The sequence below is a fragment of the Blastococcus mobilis genome, from assembly GCF_900188025.1.
In the GTDB taxonomy this organism is placed as follows: Bacteria; Actinomycetota; Actinomycetes; order Mycobacteriales; family Geodermatophilaceae; genus Blastococcus_B; species Blastococcus_B mobilis.
The window spans coordinates 15,805-35,898 of record NZ_FZNO01000002.1 but is presented as its reverse complement, the minus strand read 5'-3'; the positions used below and the strand labels follow the sequence as shown (position 1 = coordinate 35,898).

Annotated in this window: 19 protein-coding genes; 15 read left to right on the top strand and 4 right to left on the bottom strand. The window is 72.3% G+C overall.

The features are described from left to right. Nucleotides 1-41: 41 nt before the first annotated feature. Nucleotides 42-2,252 (bottom strand): transketolase, encoded by a 2,211-nt coding sequence (tkt, locus tag CHB94_RS01965; protein ID WP_089334923.1) that lies wholly within the window; start codon nt 2,250-2,252, stop codon nt 42-44. Nucleotides 2,253-2,521: 269 nt separating this feature from the next. On the opposite strand from tkt, the gene CHB94_RS01960 reads away from it, so the two are divergent. Next, nucleotides 2,522-3,454, top strand: a complete 933-nt coding sequence (locus CHB94_RS01960) for a heme o synthase (RefSeq protein WP_089334922.1) — start codon at nt 2,522-2,524, stop codon at nt 3,452-3,454. A gap of 4 nt (nt 3,455-3,458) precedes the next feature. Further along, complete coding sequence (locus CHB94_RS01955) at nt 3,459-3,743, top strand: hypothetical protein (protein ID WP_089334921.1); 285 nt, start codon at nt 3,459-3,461, stop codon at nt 3,741-3,743. An 80-nt stretch (nt 3,744-3,823) separates the two neighbouring features. Here CHB94_RS01955 and CHB94_RS01950 read toward each other — a convergent pair whose 3' ends face one another. Beyond that, on the bottom strand, nt 3,824-4,750 hold the full coding sequence (locus CHB94_RS01950; RefSeq protein WP_089334920.1) for a COX15/CtaA family protein: 927 nt from the start codon (nt 4,748-4,750) through the stop codon (nt 3,824-3,826). Nucleotides 4,751-4,915: 165 nt separating this feature from the next. Between CHB94_RS01950 and CHB94_RS01945 the strand changes: the two genes are divergently transcribed. The 9 genes from CHB94_RS01945 to CHB94_RS01905 all read left to right on the top strand — a co-directional run bounded on the left by CHB94_RS01945 (nt 4,916) and on the right by CHB94_RS01905 (nt 12,504). After that, nucleotides 4,916-5,800, top strand: a complete 885-nt coding sequence (locus CHB94_RS01945) for a helix-turn-helix transcriptional regulator (RefSeq protein WP_089334919.1) — start codon at nt 4,916-4,918, stop codon at nt 5,798-5,800. Next, nucleotides 5,797-7,239: a Fe-S cluster assembly protein SufB gene (gene sufB, locus CHB94_RS01940; RefSeq protein WP_089334918.1), complete on the top strand. Its 1,443-nt coding sequence runs from the start codon at nt 5,797-5,799 to the stop codon at nt 7,237-7,239. Before CHB94_RS01945 ends, sufB begins: the two co-directional genes overlap by 4 nt. Further along, nucleotides 7,239-8,552, top strand: coding sequence for a Fe-S cluster assembly protein SufD (sufD, locus tag CHB94_RS01935; protein ID WP_089334917.1), 1,314 nt, complete (start codon nt 7,239-7,241; stop codon nt 8,550-8,552). The genes sufB and sufD overlap by 1 nt, the downstream gene beginning before the upstream one ends. Next, complete coding sequence (locus CHB94_RS01930) at nt 8,549-8,905, top strand: non-heme iron oxygenase ferredoxin subunit (RefSeq protein WP_089334916.1); 357 nt, start codon at nt 8,549-8,551, stop codon at nt 8,903-8,905. The genes sufD and CHB94_RS01930 overlap by 4 nt, the downstream gene beginning before the upstream one ends. A gap of 25 nt (nt 8,906-8,930) precedes the next feature. Then, entirely contained in the window at nt 8,931-9,704 is a 774-nt protein-coding gene (sufC, locus tag CHB94_RS01925) for a Fe-S cluster assembly ATPase SufC (protein WP_089334915.1), read from the top strand. Continuing rightward, a complete protein-coding gene (locus CHB94_RS01920; protein WP_089334914.1) occupies nt 9,701-11,011 on the top strand; it encodes a cysteine desulfurase in 1,311 nt (436 codons plus the stop codon). Before sufC ends, CHB94_RS01920 begins: the two co-directional genes overlap by 4 nt. Before the next feature lie 13 nt (nt 11,012-11,024). Continuing rightward, nucleotides 11,025-11,480, top strand: coding sequence for a Fe-S cluster assembly sulfur transfer protein SufU (gene sufU / locus CHB94_RS01915; protein ID WP_089334913.1), 456 nt, complete (start codon nt 11,025-11,027; stop codon nt 11,478-11,480). After that, on the top strand, nt 11,477-11,863 hold the full coding sequence (locus CHB94_RS01910; RefSeq protein WP_089334912.1) for a metal-sulfur cluster assembly factor: 387 nt from the start codon (nt 11,477-11,479) through the stop codon (nt 11,861-11,863). Before sufU ends, CHB94_RS01910 begins: the two co-directional genes overlap by 4 nt. Before the next feature lie 134 nt (nt 11,864-11,997). Further along, the gene (locus tag CHB94_RS01905) at nt 11,998-12,504 is read left to right on the top strand and encodes a GNAT family N-acetyltransferase (RefSeq protein WP_217899130.1); all 507 of its coding nucleotides are present in this window, start codon (nt 11,998-12,000) and stop codon (nt 12,502-12,504) included. Nucleotides 12,505-12,577: 73 nt separating this feature from the next. Here the strand turns inward: CHB94_RS01905 and CHB94_RS01900 are convergent, their stop codons facing one another. Then, on the bottom strand, nt 12,578-14,386 hold the full coding sequence (locus CHB94_RS01900) for an SCO7613 C-terminal domain-containing membrane protein (RefSeq protein WP_089334911.1): 1,809 nt from the start codon (nt 14,384-14,386) through the stop codon (nt 12,578-12,580). 66 nt (nt 14,387-14,452) lie between these two features. Continuing rightward, nucleotides 14,453-14,653, bottom strand: a complete 201-nt coding sequence (locus CHB94_RS01895; protein WP_141137399.1) for a hypothetical protein — start codon at nt 14,651-14,653, stop codon at nt 14,453-14,455. Nucleotides 14,654-14,850: 197 nt separating this feature from the next. On the opposite strand from CHB94_RS01895, the gene CHB94_RS01890 reads away from it, so the two are divergent. The 4 genes from CHB94_RS01890 to CHB94_RS01875 all read left to right on the top strand — a co-directional run bounded on the left by CHB94_RS01890 (nt 14,851) and on the right by CHB94_RS01875 (nt 19,992). Next, on the top strand, nt 14,851-16,452 hold the full coding sequence (locus CHB94_RS01890) for an ABC-F family ATP-binding cassette domain-containing protein (protein ID WP_089334909.1): 1,602 nt from the start codon (nt 14,851-14,853) through the stop codon (nt 16,450-16,452). Nucleotides 16,453-16,946: 494 nt separating this feature from the next. Beyond that, a complete protein-coding gene (locus CHB94_RS01885) occupies nt 16,947-17,174 on the top strand; it encodes a helix-turn-helix domain-containing protein (RefSeq protein WP_089334908.1) in 228 nt (75 codons plus the stop codon). A 73-nt stretch (nt 17,175-17,247) separates the two neighbouring features. Then, entirely contained in the window at nt 17,248-18,030 is a 783-nt protein-coding gene (locus CHB94_RS01880) for an enoyl-CoA hydratase/isomerase family protein (protein ID WP_089334907.1), read from the top strand. A 69-nt stretch (nt 18,031-18,099) separates the two neighbouring features. Beyond that, nucleotides 18,100-19,992: an ABC transporter ATP-binding protein gene (locus CHB94_RS01875; RefSeq protein WP_254920338.1), complete on the top strand. Its 1,893-nt coding sequence runs from the start codon at nt 18,100-18,102 to the stop codon at nt 19,990-19,992. The last annotated feature ends 102 nt before the right edge of the window (nt 19,993-20,094 follow it).

Below are 20,094 nucleotides of genomic sequence, written 5' to 3'. Positions count from 1 at the left end.
GGGGGGACGGAGTCCTTTCACGGCGGGGGCAGTGGGGTCCCTCAGCGGTCGCCGGTGGGATGCGGGAGACCGCCCGTGGCCGCCACGGGGCCGGTCGGGACGGCATCGCCGGATCGGGCGGCCTCCAGGCTCTCCCGGGCGGCGGCCACGACGGCTTCGTCGGTAAGGCCGAACCGCTCGTACAGCACGCTGTAGGCGGCGCTGGCGCCGTAGTGGGTGAGGCCGACGATGCGGCCCGCGTCGCCGACGAACTCGCGCCAGCCCATCGGAACGCCGGCCTCGACGCTCACGCGGGCCCGGACGGACGGTGGGAGCACCTCGTCCTTGTAGGCCTGGTCCTGGTCGGCGAACCATTCGACGCAGGGGACGGAGACGACCCGGGTGGGCACGCCCTCGGCCTCCAGCCGCTCGCGGGCGGCCACCGCGATCTGCACCTCCGACCCGGTGCCGAGCAGGATCACCTCAGGGCTGCCGGTCGAGGCCTCGGCGAGGACGTAGGCGCCGCGCGCCACCCCCTCCGCGGAGTTGAACGCGGTGCGGTCGAAGACCGGCAGGTTCTGCCGGGACAGCGCCAGGCCGGCCGGCCGGTCGTTGTGCTCGAGGATCGTCCGCCAGGCCACCACCGTCTCGTTGGCGTCGGCGGGCCGGACGAAGTCCAGGCCCGGGATGGCCCGCAACGCCGCGAAGTGCTCGATCGGCTGGTGCGTGGGCCCGTCCTCCCCGAGACCGATCGAGTCGTGCGTCCACACGTAGATGACCGGCAGCTGCATGAGCGCGGCCAGCCGCACCGCGCCGCGCATGTAGTCGGAGAACGTGAGGAAGGTGCCGCCGTAGACGCGCGTGCCGCCGTGCAGGGCGATCCCGTTCATGATCGCGCCCATCGCGTGCTCCCGGACGCCGAAGTGCAGCGTGCGGCCGTACGGACCGCCCGACCACATCTTCGTCTGCCGGTTGGCGGGGAGGAAGGACGGTTCCCCCTTGACCGCGGTGTTGTTGCTCTCCGCGAGGTCGGCCGAGCCGCCCCACAGTTCCGGGAGGGTCGGGTAGATCGCCGCGAGCACCTCGCCGGAGGCCTTGCGGGTGGCCACGCCCTTCGGGTCGGCGTCCCAGGAGGGGAGCTCGTCCACCCACCCGTCGGGCAGCGTGCGGGTGGTCATGCGCTCCAGCAGCGCGGCGCTGTCCGGGTGCTGCTGCGCCCAGGCGTCGAAGCGCTGCTGCCAGGCGGCGTGGGCCTCCTGGCCGCGGTCGACGACCTTCCGGGCGTGCTCGATGACCTCGGGGGCGACCTCGAAGGTCTGGTCCGGGTCGAAGCCGAGGATCTCCTTGGTGGCCTTGACCTCGTCCTCGCCGAGCGCCGAGCCGTGCGCCGCGCCGGTGTTCTGCTTGTTCGGGGCGGGCCAGGCGATGACGGTCCTGAGCACGATGATCGAGGGGCGCCCGGTCTCGGCCTTGGCCGCGGCGAAGGCGGCGTCGATCGCGGCGAGGTCCTCGCCGTCGTCGACCCGCTGGACGTGCCAGCCGTAGGCCTCGTAGCGCTTGCCGACGTCCTCGGTGAAGGCGACGTTCGTGTCGTCCTCGATCGAGATCCGGTTGTCGTCGTAGACGAGGACCAGGTTGCCGAGCTGCTGGGTCCCGGCCAGCGACGAGGCCTCGCCACTGACGCCCTCCTCGAGGTCGCCGTCGGAGGCGAAGACCCAGATGGTGTGGTCGAAGAGGCTCTCGCCCTCGGGGGTGTCGGGGTCGAACAGACCGCGCTCCCGGCGCGCGGCCATCGCCATGCCGACGGCGTTGCCGACGCCCTGGCCGAGCGGACCGGTCGTCGTCTCGACGCCCGGGGTGTGGTTGACCTCGGGGTGGCCGGGGGTCTTCGAGCCCCAGGTGCGCAGCGACTCGAGGTCGGTGAGCTCGAGCCCGTAGCCGGACAGGTACAGCTGGATGTAGAGGGTGAGGCTCGAGTGGCCCATCGACAGCACGAACCGGTCACGGGCCACCCAGTTCGGGTCGCTCGGGTCGTGGCGCAGCCACTTCTGGAAGAGCAGGTAGGCGGTGGGCGCCATGCTCATCGCGGTCCCGGGGTGGCCGTTGCCGACCTTCTGGACGGCGTCCATCGCCAGGACGCGTGCGGTGTCGATCGCCCGGCGGTCCAGGTCGCCGAAATCGGCCGGCAGGGTCGGCTGCGGCTGGACCGGGCTGCCGGTCGGGGCGTCGGTCGCCGCCTCGGCCGGAGCCTCGGACGGGGTGCTCTGGGTCATGTGCTGGGTGCTCCCTCGAATACGGCCCTGCGTCGTGTGGCTGAGCGTTCCGCCCGGACCGGCTCTTGACCGGGGGCGCACCGTCGTCGTCGACGTCGGCCCTACCCGCTGCACACGCGGCATCAACGTGATCGACCCTAGTCGTCCGTGCCGATGCCTCACCGCTGCCTGCCCGTGCGCGGGCTACAGTTGCGGCCGTTCCCATCCCCGGTTCGAAGGGACCCCGTGGTGCCCTGCTGCCCGCGCGTCCGCGCGCACGAGGGCACCCGGTGACGGCTCTGTCCGAGCGCCAGGCCGACCCCGCTCGCCGCCTGCCCGCCGTCCTGCGTGCGCGGATCACCGCCTATGTGGCGCTGACCAAGCCGCGCATCATCGAGCTGCTGCTGGTGACCACGGTGCCGGCGATGATGCTGGCCGCCCGCGGCTGGCCGTCCTGGACGCTGCTGCTCTCCACGCTCGTCGGCGGCACCCTCGCCGCGGGCGCGGCCAACGTCTTCAACTGCTACTTCGACCGCGACATCGACCGGCTGATGCACCGCACGCAGAAGCGGCCGCTGCCGACGGGGGAGATCACCCCGCGCGCGGCGCTGATCTTCGGTGCGGTGCTCACGGTCAGCTCGATCCTGCTGCTCGCGCTCACCACGACGCTGCTGGCCGCGGCCCTCGCCGCCGGCGCGATCTTCTACTACGCCGTCCTCTACACGATGGTGTTCAAGCGGCACACCAGGCGCAGCACCGAGTTCGGCGGCGTGCCCGGGGCGGCGCCGGTGCTGATCGGGTGGGCCGCTGTCACGGGATCGCTGGACTGGCCCGCCGTCGTCGTGTTCGGGGTGGTCTTCTGCTGGCAGATGCCGCACTTCTGGGCGCTGGCCATGCGGTTCAAGGACGACTACGCGCGGGCCGACGTCCCGATGCTCCCGGTGGTGACCACCGCGGTGTCGGTCGGTCGGCAGACCGTCGCCTGGGCCTGGGTGACCCTCGCCGTCTCGCTGCTGCTGTGGCCGGTCGCGGCCGACTACGGCATCGGGCTGGGCTACACGATCGCCGCGGCGCTGCTGGGCGGCTGGTTCGTCCTCGAGTCGCACCGGCTGCTGCGTCGCATCGTGCGGGGCGGGGAGACCAAGCCGATGCAGCTGTTCCACGTCTCGATCTCGTACCTGGCGCTGCTGATGGTCGCGATCGTCGTCGACGCCATCGTCTGAAGCCGTGCGGCGTGACCTCGCCAACGCGCGGATGGGCCAGTTCGTGGGGGCGGACGGGCGCACCTACTCGCTGCGCGCCTCACGCATCGAGGGCCCGGAGATCGAGGACCTGATCGAGGCCGGGTGGCCGGTGGTCACCTACGTCGCCGGCGGGCGGCTCCTCTGGCACGACGAGGACGACGCGTGGCCTGCCTGGGCGGACGCACGAACCGCCCCGGAGACGGTCACGAGCGGGCGGTGGGAGTCAGCCGACGGTGCGCTCGCCGTCGTCCCCGTCTGGCCCGAGTGACCGCCGTCGCGCCGGCGGTGTGCGCGGATCGGCAGGTCGAGGCCCAGCACTGCCGATCAGCGCACGCTGACGGCCCGCCCTCAACGCGTGGCGGCGGCGGGCTCCGCGGCGGAGGGGAGCGGCAGCTCGGACGCCGGGCCGCGGACCGACCAGACCAGCCGCGCGGTGTAGGCGGTGATCAGCACCGCGCCGAGCATGTGGGCCAGGACCAGCGCGATCGGCAGGTTCGTGAAGTACTGCACGTACCCGACCACGCCCTGGGCGAGCTGGACGATCAGCAGGTCCCGGGCCGCCCGGCGGACCCGGCCGGGGGACTCGGTGGCGTAGAGCGCGAGGAGCAGGGCCACCGTCAGGCCCAGCAGCAGGAAGACCACGTCGGCGTGCACCTGGCTGACCAGCTCCGGGTCCAGCCCCGTGCGCCCGGCCTGCGGGTCACCGCTGTGCGGCCCGCTCCCGGTCACGACGGTCCCGAGCGCCAGGACGACGGCGGTGACGACGGCGATGCCGCGCACGAGCAGGACCAGCGGACGACGGAGCAGCGGCTGACCGACCCCCGGTTCGCGGGAGCGCAGCCACAGCACGGTGGCGACGGCGACCAGGACCATGGACAGCAGGAAGTGTGCCGCCACCGTCCACGGGTTGAGGCCGGTGAGCACCGTGACACCGCCGAGCAGGGCCTGGGCCGGGATGCCGAGGAAGCCCAGCACCGCCAGCCCCCGCAGGTCGCGCCGCACCGACCGGAAGACCACCACGACGGTGGCGATGGCGACGGCGGTGAGCACGAAGGTCAGCAAGCGGTTGCCGAACTCGATGACACCGTGGACGGCGAGCTCCGGCGTCGCCACGAAGCTCTCCTCGGTGCAGCGCGGCCACGTGGGGCAACCCAGTCCGGACCCGGTCAGCCGGACGAGGCCGCCGGTCACGACGATCAGACCGTTGGCGACCGCGTTCGCCAGGGCGACGCGCGAGACGGTCGCGGGGGAGAAGGCGGTGGGCAGGACCGGCACGCCCCGATGCTAGAAGGACCCCCTGCCCCCCACCGCTCGCAGGCTCGCGGCGGGCCCCTGCAGGGCCCCGTTCCCGGGCGTGAGCCTGCTCACGAACGGACCCCCACCCGCCCTTCTTAGGTGGACCTTGCTTGCGGGGCAGTTGAAATAGGACACACTCGTGTTGTGGAAAGCGCTCGCACCGTCGACGGGGCACACCCGCGCACGTCGGTGACCGCCGACGACGGGCGTACCCGCGACCGCGTCAGTGCCCTGCTGCTGGAGCACGGCCCGCAGACCGCCACCGAGCTCGCCACCCGGCTGGGCATCTCGCCGGCCGCCGTCCGCCGGCACCTGGACTCCCTCGTCGCCGCGGGCCGGCTCGAGGAGCGCGTGGGAGGGCCGGGGAGCAGCACGGCCCACCGGGGCCGGGGACGGCCCGCCCGCCGGTTCCACCTCACCGATGCCGGCCGGGCCTCCTTCCCGCACGCCTACGACGACCTGGCACTGACCGCGCTGCGGTTCGTCGCCGCGTCGGGCGGCGCCGACGCCGTCCGGGCCGTGGCCGAGCAGCAGCTCGCCGGCCTCGAGGCCCGTGCATCGAGTGCGGTGGAGCAGGCGGTCGACGCGCGGCCCGGGGAGCCGGTCGACCGTGCCCAGGCCCTTGCCGCCGCGCTCACGGCCGAGGGCTACGCTGCCACGGCCTCGGCGATCTCCAGCGGGGGGCAGCTCTGCCAGCACCACTGCCCGGTGGCGCACGTGGCCGCGGAGTTCCCCCAGCTGTGCGAGGCCGAGACCGCGGTGATCGGCCGGCTCGTGGGAACCCACGTCCAGCGGCTGGCCACCATCGCCCACGGCGACGGGATCTGCACCACCCACATCCCGGGGCCGTTCGCGGCGGACACCCTCCGCAGCAGCCGGGACCACATCCGGACGGGGAACAGATCGGCCCCCGCACGACCTGTACCAGGTGAGCGAGCAGCGCCGCACCGCGCGCGCACCGCACCGTCCACCAGGACCGCACCGACCAGCACCGCCCTCGTGAACGACCGGGAGAGGACGCCCGTATGACCAGCACCCAGCAGCCGGTGACCAGCACGCCGCTGACGCAGGACGAGCAGATCGAGCAGCTCGGCCGCTACGAGTACGGCTGGGCTGACGCCGACGTCGCCGGTGCCTCGGCCCGCCGCGGGCTCGACGAGGACGTCGTCCGCGACATCTCCCGCCGCAAGAGCGAGCCGGAGTGGATGCTCGAGCGCCGCCTCAAGGCCCTCAAGCTCTTCAACCGCAAGCCCATGCCCGACTGGGGCTCGGACCTGTCCGGCATCGACTTCCAGAACATCAAGTACTTCGTGCGCTCCACCGAGGCGCAGGCCGCCTCGTGGGAGGACCTGCCCGACGACATCAAGAACACCTACGACCGGCTGGGCATCCCGGAGGCCGAGAAGCAGCGGCTCGTCGCCGGCGTGGCCGCGCAGTACGAGTCCGAGGTCGTCTACCACCAGATCCAGAAGGAGCTGGAGGACCAGGGCGTCATCTTCCTGGACACCGACACGGCCCTGAAGGAGCACCCGGAGATCTTCCAGGAGTACTTAGGCTCGGTGATCCCGTCCGGTGACAACAAGTTCGCCGCGCTGAACACCGCCGTGTGGTCCGGGGGGTCGTTCATCTACGTCCCCAAGGGGGTGCACGTCGACATCCCGCTGCAGGCCTACTTCCGGATCAACACCGAGAACATGGGCCAGTTCGAGCGGACGCTGATCATCGTCGACGAGGGCGCCTACGTGCACTACGTCGAGGGCTGCACCGCGCCGATCTACAAGAGCGACTCGCTGCACTCCGCGGTCGTCGAGATCATCGTCAAGAAGAACGCGCGCTGCCGGTACACGACCATCCAGAACTGGTCGAACAACGTCTACAACCTGGTCACCAAGCGGGCCGTGGCCCACGAGGGCGCGACCATGGAGTGGGTCGACGGCAACCTCGGCTCCAAGGTGACGATGAAGTACCCGGCGGTCTGGATGACCGGTGAGCACGCCAAGGGCGAGGTGCTGTCCATCGCCTTCGCGGGCGAGGGTCAGCACCAGGACGCCGGTGCCAAGATGGTGCACGCCGCCCCGCACACCTCCTCGACCATCGTGTCCAAGTCGGTGGCCCGTGGCGGTGGCCGTACCTCCTACCGCGGTCTGGTCCAGATCGACGAGGGCGCCTACGGCTCCAGGTCGACGGTGAAGTGCGACGCCCTGCTCGTCGACACGATCAGCCGCTCGGACACCTACCCCTACGTCGACGTCCGCGAGGACGACGTGGCCATGGGCCACGAGGCAACGGTCTCCCGGGTCAGCGACGACCAGCTCTTCTACCTGATGAGCCGCGGCCTGTCCGAGGACGAGGCCATGGCGATGGTGGTGCGCGGGTTCGTCGAGCCGATCGCGCGCGAGCTGCCCATGGAGTACGCCCTCGAGCTGAACCGGCTCATCGAACTGCAGATGGAAGGTGCCGTCGGCTGATGTCGGCAAGTCCCGAGAACACCAGCACGACCGAACTCACCACCGACACTGCGGCCCTCGCCTCGGAGCTCTTCGCTCCGGGCGTGGGCGCGCAGGCCGGGCCCCCGACCACCCCGGCCGAGGGCACCGGCGTCGCTCCGGGCGCGCACTCGCACGGTGGTCCCGCCCCGACCGGCTCGCCGGCCGAGCGGTTCACCTCGACCGACCCGGACGCCTTCGGCGTGCCCACGGGTCGTGAGGAGACGTGGCGCTTCACCCCGATGAAGCGGATGCGCACCCTGCTCGACGGCGCCCCGTCGGACGCCCACCTCACGTGGACGACCGACCTGCCCGAGGGCGTCGAGCTGACCAGCGTCGAGGCCGGCGACCCGTTGCTCAAGGCCCTGCCCGAGCCGGCCGACCGGCTGGCCGCGCTGGCCCGCCAGCGCAGCGGCGGCGCGGCCGTCGTCCGCGTGAAGTCCGAGGCCCAGCTCGACCGTCCGGTGACCCTCGGGCTCGCCGGCACGGGTTCGGACGACATCGTCTGGGGCCAGCTGGTCATCGAGGTCGGCGCCTTCGCGAGGGCGACCATCGTCCTGGACCACACCGGCCTGGCTCGTTACGCCGGCGGCGTCGCGATCATCGTGGGCGACAGCGCCCAGGTCACCCTCGTCTCGGTGCAGGACTGGGCGCCAGGAACGGTCCACGGCGGCCAGTACGACGCCGTCGTCGGCCGCGACGCGACCTTCAAGCAGGTCGTGGTGACCCTCGGCGGCGACCTCGTCCGCCTGGTCAGCAACGTGCAGTACGCCGGCCCCGGCGGCACCGCGGAACTCTTCGGCGTCTACTTCGCCGACGAGACCCAGCACCAGGAGCACCGGCTCTGGGTCGACCACGCCGTCCCGAACTGCCGCAGCAACGTCCTCTACAAGGGCGCGCTGCAGGGCGAGGAGGCGCGCACCGTCTGGATCGGCGATGTCCGCATCCGGCCCGCCGCCACCGGCACCGAGACCTACGAGCTCAACCGCAACCTGGTGCTCACCGACGGCGCCCGCGCCGACTCGGTCCCCAACCTGGAGATCGAGACCGGTGAGATCGTCGGCGCCGGCCACGCCAGCGCCACCGGCCGGTTCGACGACGAGCAGCTGTTCTACCTCTGCTCGCGCGGCATCGACGCCGAGACCGCCCGCCGCCTCGTGGTGCGCGGCTTCTTCGCCGACGTCGTCCAGCTCATCGGCATCGACGGCCTGCAGGACCGGCTGATGGCCGCCATCGAGGCCCGCCTCGGCGCCCTCCCCGGCCTGGAGGAGCAGTCGGTGGAGCAGCCGGCATGAGTTTCGAGCGGGTCTGCGCGCTGAAGGACATCCCCGAGCCGGGCTCGCTGCGGGTGGAGCTGGACGACGTCGACATCGCCGTCGTCCGGTTCGAGGGCGAGGTCTACGCGATCGAGGACCTCTGTTCCCACGCCGAGGTGCCGCTGTCCGAGGGAGACGTCGAGGAGTTCCACGGCGCCCCGACCATCGAGTGCTGGCTGCACGGGTCGTGCTTCGACCTGCGCACCGGCGAGCCCACCAACCTGCCGGCCACCGAGCCGGTGTCCGTCTACCCGGCCCGCGTGGAAGGGGAGGACGTGTACGTCGATGTCGCCATCGACGACAGCCTTCCCGCCATGCGCGCCGCACACTGAGCCAGCAACTGAGGAGCGAACAAGAGTGTCCGTCCTGGAGATCCGCGATCTGCACGTCACGGTCGGCGAGGGTGATGACGCCAAGGAGATCCTCCGCGGCGTCGACCTGACCGTCCGGTCGGGCGAGACGCACGCGATCATGGGCCCCAACGGCTCGGGCAAGTCGACCCTGGCCTACTCGATCGCCGGGCACCCCAAGTACACGATCACCGGTGGCACGGTGACCCTCGACGGCGAGGACGTCCTCGCGATGACCGTCGACGAGCGCGCCCGGGCCGGCCTGTTCCTGGCCATGCAGTACCCGGTCGAGGTCCCCGGCGTCTCGGTGTCGAACTTCCTCCGCACCGCCGCGACCGCGATCAAGGGCGAGGCCCCCAAGCTGCGCACCTGGGTCAAGGACGTCAAGACCGAGATGGCCGGCCTGGAGATGGACCCGGCGTTCGCCGAGCGCAACGTCAACGAGGGCTTCTCCGGTGGTGAGAAGAAGCGCCACGAGATCCTGCAGATGCGCCTGCTCAAGCCCCGCATCGCGATCCTCGACGAGACCGACTCCGGCCTCGACGTCGACGCGCTGCGGATCGTCTCCGAGGGCGTCAACAAGACCCGTGAGGAGGGTGACGTCGGCGTCCTGCTGATCACCCACTACACGCGGATCCTGCGCTACATCCAGCCCGACTTCGTGCACGTGTTCGTCAACGGGCGGATCGCCGAGGAGGGCGGCGCCGAGCTGGCGGAGAAGCTGGAGAACGACGGCTACGCCGCGTACGTCAAGGGTTCGACGGAGGTCGCTTCCGCATGACCGTCACCGTCTCGCGTCCTGTAGGGGCGCAGCAGGCGCCCCTGCCTCTGGACGTCGAGGCGATCCGGGCGGACTTCCCGATCCTGTCCCGCACCGTGCGGGACGGGAAGCGGCTGGTCTACCTCGACTCCGGGGCCACCTCGCAGAAGCCGCGCAGCGTCCTGGACGCCGAGCGCTGGTTCTACGAGAACGTCAACGCCGCGCCGCACCGGGGAGCCCACCAGCTCGCCGAGGAGGCCACGGCCGCCTACGAGGCCGCCCGCGCTGCCATCGGCGCGTTCATCGGGGCGCCCGAGCAGGAGATCGTCTTCACCCGCAACACCACCGAGGCGATCAACCTGGTGGCCTACGCGCTCTCGAACGCTGCCACCGCGAAGGAGCCGGAGTTCCGGACCTACGCGGTGGGCCAGGGCGACGAGATCGTGGTCACCGAGATGGAGCACCACGCGAACCTGGTGCCGTGGCAGCAGCTCTGCGAGCGCACCGGGGCGACCCTGCGCTGGCTGGGCCTGACCGACGACGGCCGGCTGGACCTCTCCGACCTGACCACGGTGATCAACGAGCGGACGAAGCTGGTCGCGGTCACCCAGCAGTCGAACATCCTCGGCACGATCAACCCGTTGGGCGAGATCACCGCCCGGGCGCACGAGGTCGGGGCCCTGGTACTGGTCGACGGCGCGCAGTCGGTGCCGCACCAGCCGGTCGACGTGACGCAGCTCGGCGCGGACTTCCTGGTGTTCTCGGGGCACAAGATGCTCGGTCCGACGGGTGTCGGGGTGCTGTGGGGGCGCTACGACGTCCTCGACAAGCTGCCGCCGTTCCTGACCGGTGGCTCGATGATCGAGGTCGTCCGGATGGAGCGCAGCACCTTCGCCGCCCCGCCGCAGCGCTTCGAGGCCGGCGTCCCGATGACCGCGCAGGTGATCGGGCTGGCCGCCGCCGTCGAGTACCTCGAGGCGCTCGGCATGGAGAACGTCGAGGCGCACGAGAAGGCGATCACCGGCTACGCGCTGGAGAAGCTGGCCGAGATCCCCGGCGTGACCGTCGTCGGCCCGCCCGACACGGTGGCGCGCGGGGGAGCGGTCTCCTTCACCGTCGAGGGCATCCATCCGCACGACGTCGGCCAGGTCCTCGACGACCTGGGGATCGCCGTCCGTGTGGGGCACCACTGTGCCTGGCCCGTCGTCCGGCGGTACGGCGTGCCGGCGACCACCCGCGCCACGTTCTACGTGCACACCGGCTACGACGACATCGACGCGCTGGCCGATGGAATTCTCGCGGCCCAGAAGTTCTTCGGAACGGTGTGAGGTCGAGCCGCTGATGCAGCTGGAGAACATGTACCAGGAGATCATCCTGGACCATTACCGGAACCCGCACGGCCGCGGCCTGCGGGAGCCGTTCGAGGCCGAGGTGCACCACGTCAACCCGACCTGCGGTGACGAGGTGACCCTGCGGGTGCACCTGGACGGCGACACCATCGCCGACGTGTCCTACGAAGGCATGGGTTGCTCGATCAGCCAGGCCTCCGTGTCGGCGATGTACGACCTGGTCATCGGCAAGACGGTGCCGCAGGCGCTGGAGACCGGCGAGCACTTCATGACCCTGATGCAGGCCAAGGGCGACCCCGCCGTCGCCGAGAAGCTCGAGGACGAGCTGGAGGACGCCGTGGCGTTCGCCGGTGTGTCGAAGTACCCCGCGCGCATCAAGTGCGCGCTGATGAGCTGGATGGCGTTGAAGGACGCGTCCGCCCGAGCCTGGGGAGGGTCCACCCGATGAGCGAGACCACCGAGAACGTGACCGCCGACGAGACGCCGGCCGAGCTGCCCGCGTACAAGTCGGCGCTGCTCGAGGACCTCGAGGAGGCCATGCGCGACGTCGTGGACCCCGAGCTGGGCGTCAACGTCGTCGACCTGGGCCTCGTCTACGGCATCGACGTCGACGAGTCCAACGTGGCGATCCTCGACATGACCCTCACGTCGGCGGCCTGCCCGCTGACCGACGTCATCGAGGACCAGGCCCGTCAGGCGCTGACCGGCGGCCCCGGCCCCGGCCTGGTCGACGACATCCGGATCAACTGGGTCTGGATGCCGCCGTGGGGCCCGGACAAGATCACCGACGACGGCCGCGAGCAGCTCCGCGCGCTCGGCTTCCGCGTCTGAAAAGCACCCCTTGCCCCCCACCGCTCGCAGGCTCGCGGTGGGCCCCTGCAAGGGGCAGGGGCCGCTCCAGCACGTCACCTCCGCGCCCTAGAGGGGCGCGGGCAGTCGTCGTCGGAGGGACGGCGTGGCACGTCGTGGCTGCCGACGTCGACCCGCGCTGGGTGGCCGCAGCGATGGCCCACGACCCGATCGCGGCGCCGCTCGGTGCGCGGTTCCTCGCGGCCCTCGCCGACCGGGTCGGCTGCGAGCCCGGAGTGCTGGACGCCGTCCTCGTCGCGCCACCGGGCGGCGGTGTCCCTCAGACGGACATTCCGGTGCAGGAAGTGTCCGCCACAGGGCTTTCGCACCCGCGTGTGCAGCGGGCGTTCCTGCACCGCACCGATGTCCGCGTCTGGGCCACTCCCGACGGGGCCGGGCTCCTGACCATCGGGCGGGGAGTCGCCGGACGGCTCGAAGCAAGCCTTGAGGTCGAGACGGACTGCCGCGGTCGTGGACTCGGCACCGCGCTCTCCCGGGCCGCCCGGTCCCTGGCGGCCGAGCCGCTGTGGGCGCAGGTGGCGCCGGCGAACACCGCGTCGCTGCGCGCCTTCCTCACCGCCGGCTACCGCCCGGTCGGAGCCGAGGTCCTCTTCGGTTCCTGAAACGCCCCGATGCGCACGCGGGCGGGATACAGCCCGCCGGCACCGTTCCGGTGCGGTCCCGGCGGGCGGTAGCTCAGCGCAGGTCGGCGAGGCGGGCGCCGAAGCCGGCGACCGGACGGCGTTCCCGCCGCATGCCGAGGGCCAGGAGAGCGCATCCCACGACGAGCGCCGTCGCGAGGGGCCAGGGGAGTGCCCGCACGGTGAACCCGAGCCCCAGGAAGAGCACCGTCCCGGCCCCCACCATCAGCGGCGCGCGCACTCCCGTCCGTGCGCCGGCGACCAGCACAGCCGCGGCGACGAGCAGGACGCTCATGGCGCGGTCGCCGTCGGACGTCGTCACCGCCAGCACGGCCGACGGCAGGGCGGCGGTGAGCAGCCCCGGACCCCAGGCCGGCCAGGACGGGCCGTCCACCAGCCTCGGCCCGGCGGCGATCAGCAGTCCGACCGCCGCGGGCAGGGAGTACCACTCGACCGCGGCCAGATCGGCGGCGGCGGCGAAGAACCAGCCCGCGGCCACGAGCTGGACGGCCCCGCCCCGCCAGGCCGTCGCGGACGTCGGATGCAGCGGTTCCTCGGCGCTGTGCGTGCGGCCGGTGCGCCAGGCCCAGCTGAGGGTGAGGACGCCCTGGACGGCCAGCAGGACGGCGAGGGTGGTCCGTTCGTCCTCGACGCGGAGCAGCGCCGCGGCGGCCAGGGAGCAGAGCGCGGCCGCCCGGGCCGTCGCGCTGCGCGAGGTGGCGTCCAGCCCGGCGCCCACCGTCATCGCGACGCCGTAGAGGACCGTCAGCAGCACCGCGGCCCCGACCGGCCCGAGCCAGCCGTCGGGCAGCGCCAGCAGCGCGGCGCCCGCCAGGCAGCCGATGGCCACGGGCAGCGCCACGGGCCGGTCGTCGGGACGGCGGACCGCGACCAGCACCGTCGGCAGCGCGGTGAGGAGCAGCAGCAGGCTGAGCTCCGACCAGCGCTCGCGGGCGACGAGCTGGCCGATGCACAGCAGGGCCATCACGATGCCGGCGGCGAGCGCGACCGGGAGGAACAGCCCGCGCCGCCGGCCGGTCAGCGTGGCCGCGGCCGTATTGGCGAGCAGCACGCCGGCGTAACCCGTCAGCGTCATGGCGACGGTGCCCAGCGACGAGAACGCGCCGGTGACCGCGGCCCCCGCCACGACGCCCGCGACCACCGGTATCGCGACCGGCGGGCCCGTGAGCGGTTCGAGCTCCGCCCGCACCCGGACGACCAGCAGACCTCCCGCCGCGGCGACCACGAGCACGGCAGAGAGCCACCGCTCGGCACCGGCCCCCGTCCAGGCGCTCGACGACCCGCCCACCACCCCGGCCAGCCACCAGGGGGCGGTGGTCACGAGGGCGACCCGCGCCACGACCCGCCGTCCGGACAGCGCGATGCCCAGCCCGATGAGTGCCACGGAGAGGAGGACCGCGGTGTGCAGCACGTCCGGAACCGCGTCCAGCCCGCGGAGCACGGCCAGCTGCGCGGCGCCCCAGGCCGCCAGCGGCCAGCTCACGGTGGTGCGCGCGACGCGGTGCAGCCCCAGGAAGCCGACGGCCAGGACGGCGGCCGATCCCGGAGCCGCGCCGAGCAGCGGGCCGCCGAGGTCGGTGCCGGCCAGCGCGAGACCCGCGGTGCACGCGGCGAGGGTCTCCTCGGAGCTGCGCAGTCCGGTCCGGGCGGCGCGCACGGAGAACCAGGCCGTACCGGCCGCGAGCGCGAGGAGCAGGACGCGGACCGGACCGCCGCCGTAGGCCGACGCGACCGCGCCGCCCGCGCTGACCAGCAGCACCGCGCCGACGCCGAGGAGGACCTGTGGAGGGCTGGTGCGGTAGGGCAGAGGACGGTGCGCCGCCGTCCCGACCGACTGGTTCATCCCCGCCCCCTTCCGTTCCCCTCGGGCCGTCCCACCGTAGGGCGGCCGGGGGAGCGGGGCACCCGGTCAGCGCATCTGCGCGACCCGGGCGACCGCTTCCCGCGCCTGCTGACGACGGCGCTCGTAGGTGGCCCCGGCGGCGCGGAGGGTGGTGGCCAGCAGCTCGTCGCGCTCGCGGGCCAGCTCGCCCATCGTCGTCCCGATCCGCGCCAGGATCACCGCGGACCGCGCGGCGGCCGGCAGCCCATCCGGGGCACGGGCCTGCACCGATGTCGCCGACCGCACTGCCGCAGACCGGGCACGGCGGCCCCCAGGCGCCTCCCCGCGGATCCATGCGCGCATCCTGGCCCGCCGGCGACCGGGACGACATGGAATCCACAGCAACACGCCCGGCCGGGTGATGCCGCCGATGTCACGCCCGGGACATGCGGAGTATCGCCGCGGGGACGCCTATCCTGGGATCAGTGATCACGACGACCGGCCTCGAGCTGCGTGCCGGCGCCCGCATCCTCATCAGCGACGCCGACCTCCGCGTGCAGCCCGGCGACCGGATCGGCCTCGTCGGCCGCAACGGCGCAGGCAAGACCACCACCCTCACCACGCTCGCCGGGGAGCGCGTCCCGCACGCCGGCAAGGTCGACGTCGTCGGGGAGATCGGCTACCTGCCGCAGGACCCGCGCAGCGGCGATCTCGACATCACCGCCAGCGACCGGGTGCTCTCCGGCCGCGGCCTCGACGTGCTGCGCGCTCAGCTGGTCAAGGCGCAGGTCGCGATGGCCGAGCCGGCCGACGACGACGAGCGGGACAAGGCGGTGCGCCGCTACGGGCGGCTGGAGGACCAGTTCGCCGCGATGGGCGGGTACGCGGCCGAGAGCGACGCCGCCCGCATCTGCACCAACCTGGGCCTGCCCGACCGCGTGCTCGCCCAGCCGCTGCGCACCCTCTCCGGCGGTCAGCGCCGCCGCGTCGAGCTCGCCCGCATCCTGTTCTCCGACGCCGAGACCCTGCTGCTCGACGAGCCGACCAACCACTTGGACGGCGACTCAATCACCTGGCTCAAGGGCTTCCTCTCCAGCCACCGCGGCGGGCTCATCGTCATCAGCCACGACGTCGAGCTGCTCGAGGCCGTCGTCAACAAGGTGTGGCACCTGGACGCCAACCGCGCCACCGTCGACATCTACAACCTCGGCTGGAAGCGCTACCTCGACCAGCGGGAGACCGACGAGCGGCGCCGGAAGCAGGAGCGGGCCAACACCGAGCGCAAGATCGACACGCTGAACGCGCAGGCCGACAAGATGCGCGCGAAGGCCACCAAGGCCAAGGCCGCGAAGAGCATGGACAAGCGTGCCGAGCGGCTCGCCGCGGGTCTGGCCGAGGTGCGGGTGCACGACAAGGTCGCCAAGCTCCGGTTCCCGACCCCCGCCGCCTGCGGCAAGACGCCGCTCACCGCCGAGGGCCTGTCGAAGAGCTACGGCTCGCTGGAGATCTTCACCGACGTCGACCTCGCGGTGGACCGGGGCGCCCGGGTCGTCGTCCTCGGCCTCAACGGCGCCGGGAAGACGACGCTGCTGCGCATGCTGGCCGGCACGGAGACCCCGGACACCGGTGAGGTGAAGGCCGGGCACGGGCTGCGGGTCGGTTACTACGCCCAGGAGCACGAGACCCTGGACATGGACCGCACGCTGCTCGAGAACATGCGCTCGTCCGCGCCCGACAGCACCGACACCGAGCTGCGCCGCATCCTCGGGGCGTTCCTGTTCTCGGGCGAGACGGTCGACCAGCGCACCGGCACGCTGTCCGGCGGCGAGCGGACGCGCCTGGCCATGGCGACGCTGGTCGTCTCCGGTGCCAACGTGCTGCTGCTCGACGAGCCGACGAACAACCTCGACCCGGCCAGCCGGGAGCAGGTGCTCGAGGCACTGCGCACCTACACCGGGGCGATCGTGCTGGTCACCCACGACGAGGGCGCGGTCCGGGCGCTCGACCCCGACAAGGTCATCCTGCTGCCCGACGGCACCGAGGACGCCTGGAGCGAGGACCTCACCGACCTGGTCGAGCTGGCCTGACGCTCCTTCGGTCGAGCCTGCGCTGCTCTCCGGCGATGTAGGAAGACGCGTTCCTGCACGTAGGGCGCGTCCAGTTCATCGGGATGCTCGCGGAGGAAGCGCTCGTGCAGCTCGACGGCGTCGTCCACGTGACCGGCTTGCTGGAGCGCCCAGGCCTTGCCCCGCAGGTACAGGGGGCGGCGGGAGCCCCTCGCACGGCCGAGGCGTTGCTCGAAGTCGGCACGCGCCGCAGCGTCCCAGTCCGGCGTCCGGTACCACTCCTGCACCGCCGGGACGGCAGGGCATGCGCGTCGTCGGCGGTCCGGCGCGGTGCGAACGGTCCATCCCGTCCTCTTTCGCGTCGCGGCCCACCCGGGGGTGGGTGATCATGGGTTCCGGGACGTCGTGGTCAGCGGGACGGCGGCGCCCAGGGGGACGGACTGCCGTCACCGGGCCGGTGCCGACCGGTCGCAAGCGGTGGTGACGTGGGCCGGCGGCTGACACGGAGGGGAGTCATGGCGGACTCGAACACTGCGGATCTCGGCAAGGGCAAGCGCATCACCGGAGGGGACCGGTCCTCGCTGGCCGACGAGCTCCGCCAGCGTTACGACGGCGGCGAGAGCATCCGTTCCCTCGCGACGTCCACGAACCGTTCCTACGGGTTCGTCCACCGCCTCCTCTCGGAGTCCGGGGCCACACTGCGCAGCCGCGGTGGGGCCAACCGGAATAGTAAGAAGACGTGAGTGAGCTTGCGAACGAGCCAGTAGACAGAGCACCCCGGGGCACGCGCCCGCCGAGCGTCAGCGAGGCGCGCGCGTGACCTCCTCAGATCTCGAGAACAACGGCTGGGTCCGCACGAGCCGGGACGGTGCCGTCCTCACCGTCACCCTCGATCGCGCGGACCAGCTCAACGCACAGACACCGGCCACCTGGACCGCACTGGCCGCGGTGGGCGCCTCGCTGGACGAGGACGTGCGCGTCGTGGTGCTGCGTGGTGAGGGGCGGTCGTTCTCCGCGGGCCTGGACCGCAGCATGTTCAGCGCCGACCCCTCCACGGACGGCGGTCTCGGCGAGCTCGGGCGACTGCCGGCCGAGGAGTCGCAGGAGCGGATCCGCGCCTACCAGGCGGGCTTCCGGTGGCTGCGCTCCCCGGGCATCGTCTCGGTCGCGGCGGTGCAGGGGCACGCGATCGGCGCGGGCGCCCAGCTGGCGCTGGCCTGCGACCTGCGCGTCCTCGCCGACGACGCGCAGCTGCGGCTGCCGGAGGCGACCCTGGGTCTCGTGCCCGACCTGACCGGCACCAGCACCCTCATGGAGCTGGTCGGCTACTCGCGGGCGATGGAGATCTGCCTGACCGGGCGTGCGGTGAAGGCCGCCGAGGCGCAGGCGCTGGGGCTGGCGAACGTCGTCGTCCCCGTCGCCGAACTCGAGGCCACCGTCGCCGACCTCGTGGCGGCCCTGACCGCCGTGCCGGTGGCCGCCAGCCGGGCGACCGCGGCGCTGGTCCGTTCGGCGGTCCGCAACGACCCCGCCGCACAGGACGCCGCCGAACGTGCCGCGCAGGTCCTGCGGCTGCAGGAACTCGTCGGAGGGCGCTGACAGACTGCCTCCGGAACAGCCCGGCCACCCCCGATGTTGGCCGGACGACGGAAAGGAGGCGGTGTGGACGTGAGTTCATCGATGACCTCCATGGCCGCCATGCGGTCGTTCCGGCGCGACCCCTCGGTGACGGCCCGCGAGCTGCCGAAGGGCACGGTGCGCCGGATCCTCGGCATCGCCCGGCCCTACCGGCGCGAGCTCACCTTCTTCCTCCTGCTGGTGGTCGGGTCGTCGCTGATCGGCGTGATCACCCCGCTGCTGGCCGGGCAGATCATCAACCGCATCGCCGGGCTCGAAGGCACGGCCGGCGACATCGTCCGCATCGCGCTGCTCATCGCCGGGCTGGCGGTGCTCGACGCCGGCATCTCCCTCGCCACCCGCTGGTTCTCCGCCCGCATCGGCGAGGGCGTCATCTACGACCTGCGCAGCCGGGTCTTCGAGCACGTGCAGCGCATGCCGGTCGCGTTCTTCACCCGCACCCAGACCGGCGCACTCGTGAGCCGGCTCAACAACGACGTCATCGGGGCCCAGCAGGCGTTCACCTCGACGCTGTCGGGCGTCGTCTCGAACGTGATCGGGCTGGTGCTCACCGCCGGGGTGATGCTGACGCTGTCGTGGCAGATCACGCTGCTGTCGCTGGTGATGGTGCCGCTGTTCGTCCTGCCGGCACGGCGGATCGGCCGGCGGCTGCAGGAGATCACCCGGGAGTCCTACGGGCTCAACGCTTCGATGAACGCGACGATGACCGAGCGGTTCAACGTGGCCGGCGCGCTCCTGGTCAAGTTGTTCGGCCGCCCCTCGGCAGAGGCGGAGTCCTTCCGCGGGCGGGCGGCGCGGGTCCGCGACATCGGCGTCCTGTCGGCCATGTACGGGCGCACGTTCTTCACCGCCCTCACCCTCGTCGCTGCGCTGGCGACCGCGCTGGTCTACGGGATGGGTGGCTGGCTGGCGTTCACCGGCTCCCTGAGCGCCGGCGACGTCGTCGCCCTCGCCCTGCTGCTGTCGCGGCTGTACGGGCCGCTGACCGCGCTGGCCAACGTCCGTGTCGACGTGATGAGCGCGATGGTCAGCTTCGACCGCGTCTTCGAGGTGCTCGACCTGGAACCGATGATCCGCGAGGCGCCCGACGCCGTCCCGGTGCCGACCGGCGACCGCTCGATCGAGTTCGACGCGGTGTCCTTCAGCTACCCGTCGGCGACCGATGTCTCGCTGCCGTCACTGGAAGAAGTGTCGCTGCCCGAGCACGGGGGACCGGTGGACGTGCTGCACGACGTCTCCTTCCGCGTCGAGCCCGGGCACCTCGTGGCGCTGGTCGGTCATTCCGGCGCCGGCAAGTCGACGATCGCGAACCTGGTCCCGCGGCTGTACGACGTGACGGGCGGAGCGGTCCGGGTCGGTGGGGTCGACGTCCGGGCGGCGACGCTGGAGTCGCTCCGGAACTCGATCGGCGTGGTCAGCCAGGACGCGCACCTCTTCCACGACTCCATCCGGGCGAACCTGCTCTACGCCCGCCCGGAGGCGAGCGAGACCGAGCTCTGGTCGGCACTGGAGGGAGCGCGGATCGCGGCGCTCGTGCGGTCGCTGCCGGAGGGGCTCGACACGGTCGTCGGAGACCGCGGGTACCGCATGTCCGGCGGTGAGAAGCAGCGGCTGGCGATCGCCCGTGTGCTGCTGAAGGGCCCGGGCATCGTCATCCTCGACGAGGCGACGGCGCACCTGGACAGCGAGTCCGAGGTCGCCGTCCAGCATGCTCTGGACACCGCGCTCACCGGCCGGACATCGCTGGTCATAGCCCACCGGCTGTCCACCATCCGGAGCGCGGACCAGATCCTGGTGATCGACGGTGGTCGCGTTGCGGAGTCGGGCACACACGATGAGTTGCTGGCACTCGGGGGGCGGTACGCCGACCTCTACCGGACGCAGTTCGCCGACGGCGAGCGTCGAACGGTGGAGGCGGCCTGAGCACTACCGTCACTCCTGTCCCAGTACCGGAAGAGGAGTTCGAGACAGCGTGACCGAGCTCGAGGGTCACGCCGAAGAACGCAGCACCGTTGGCACGTGGCC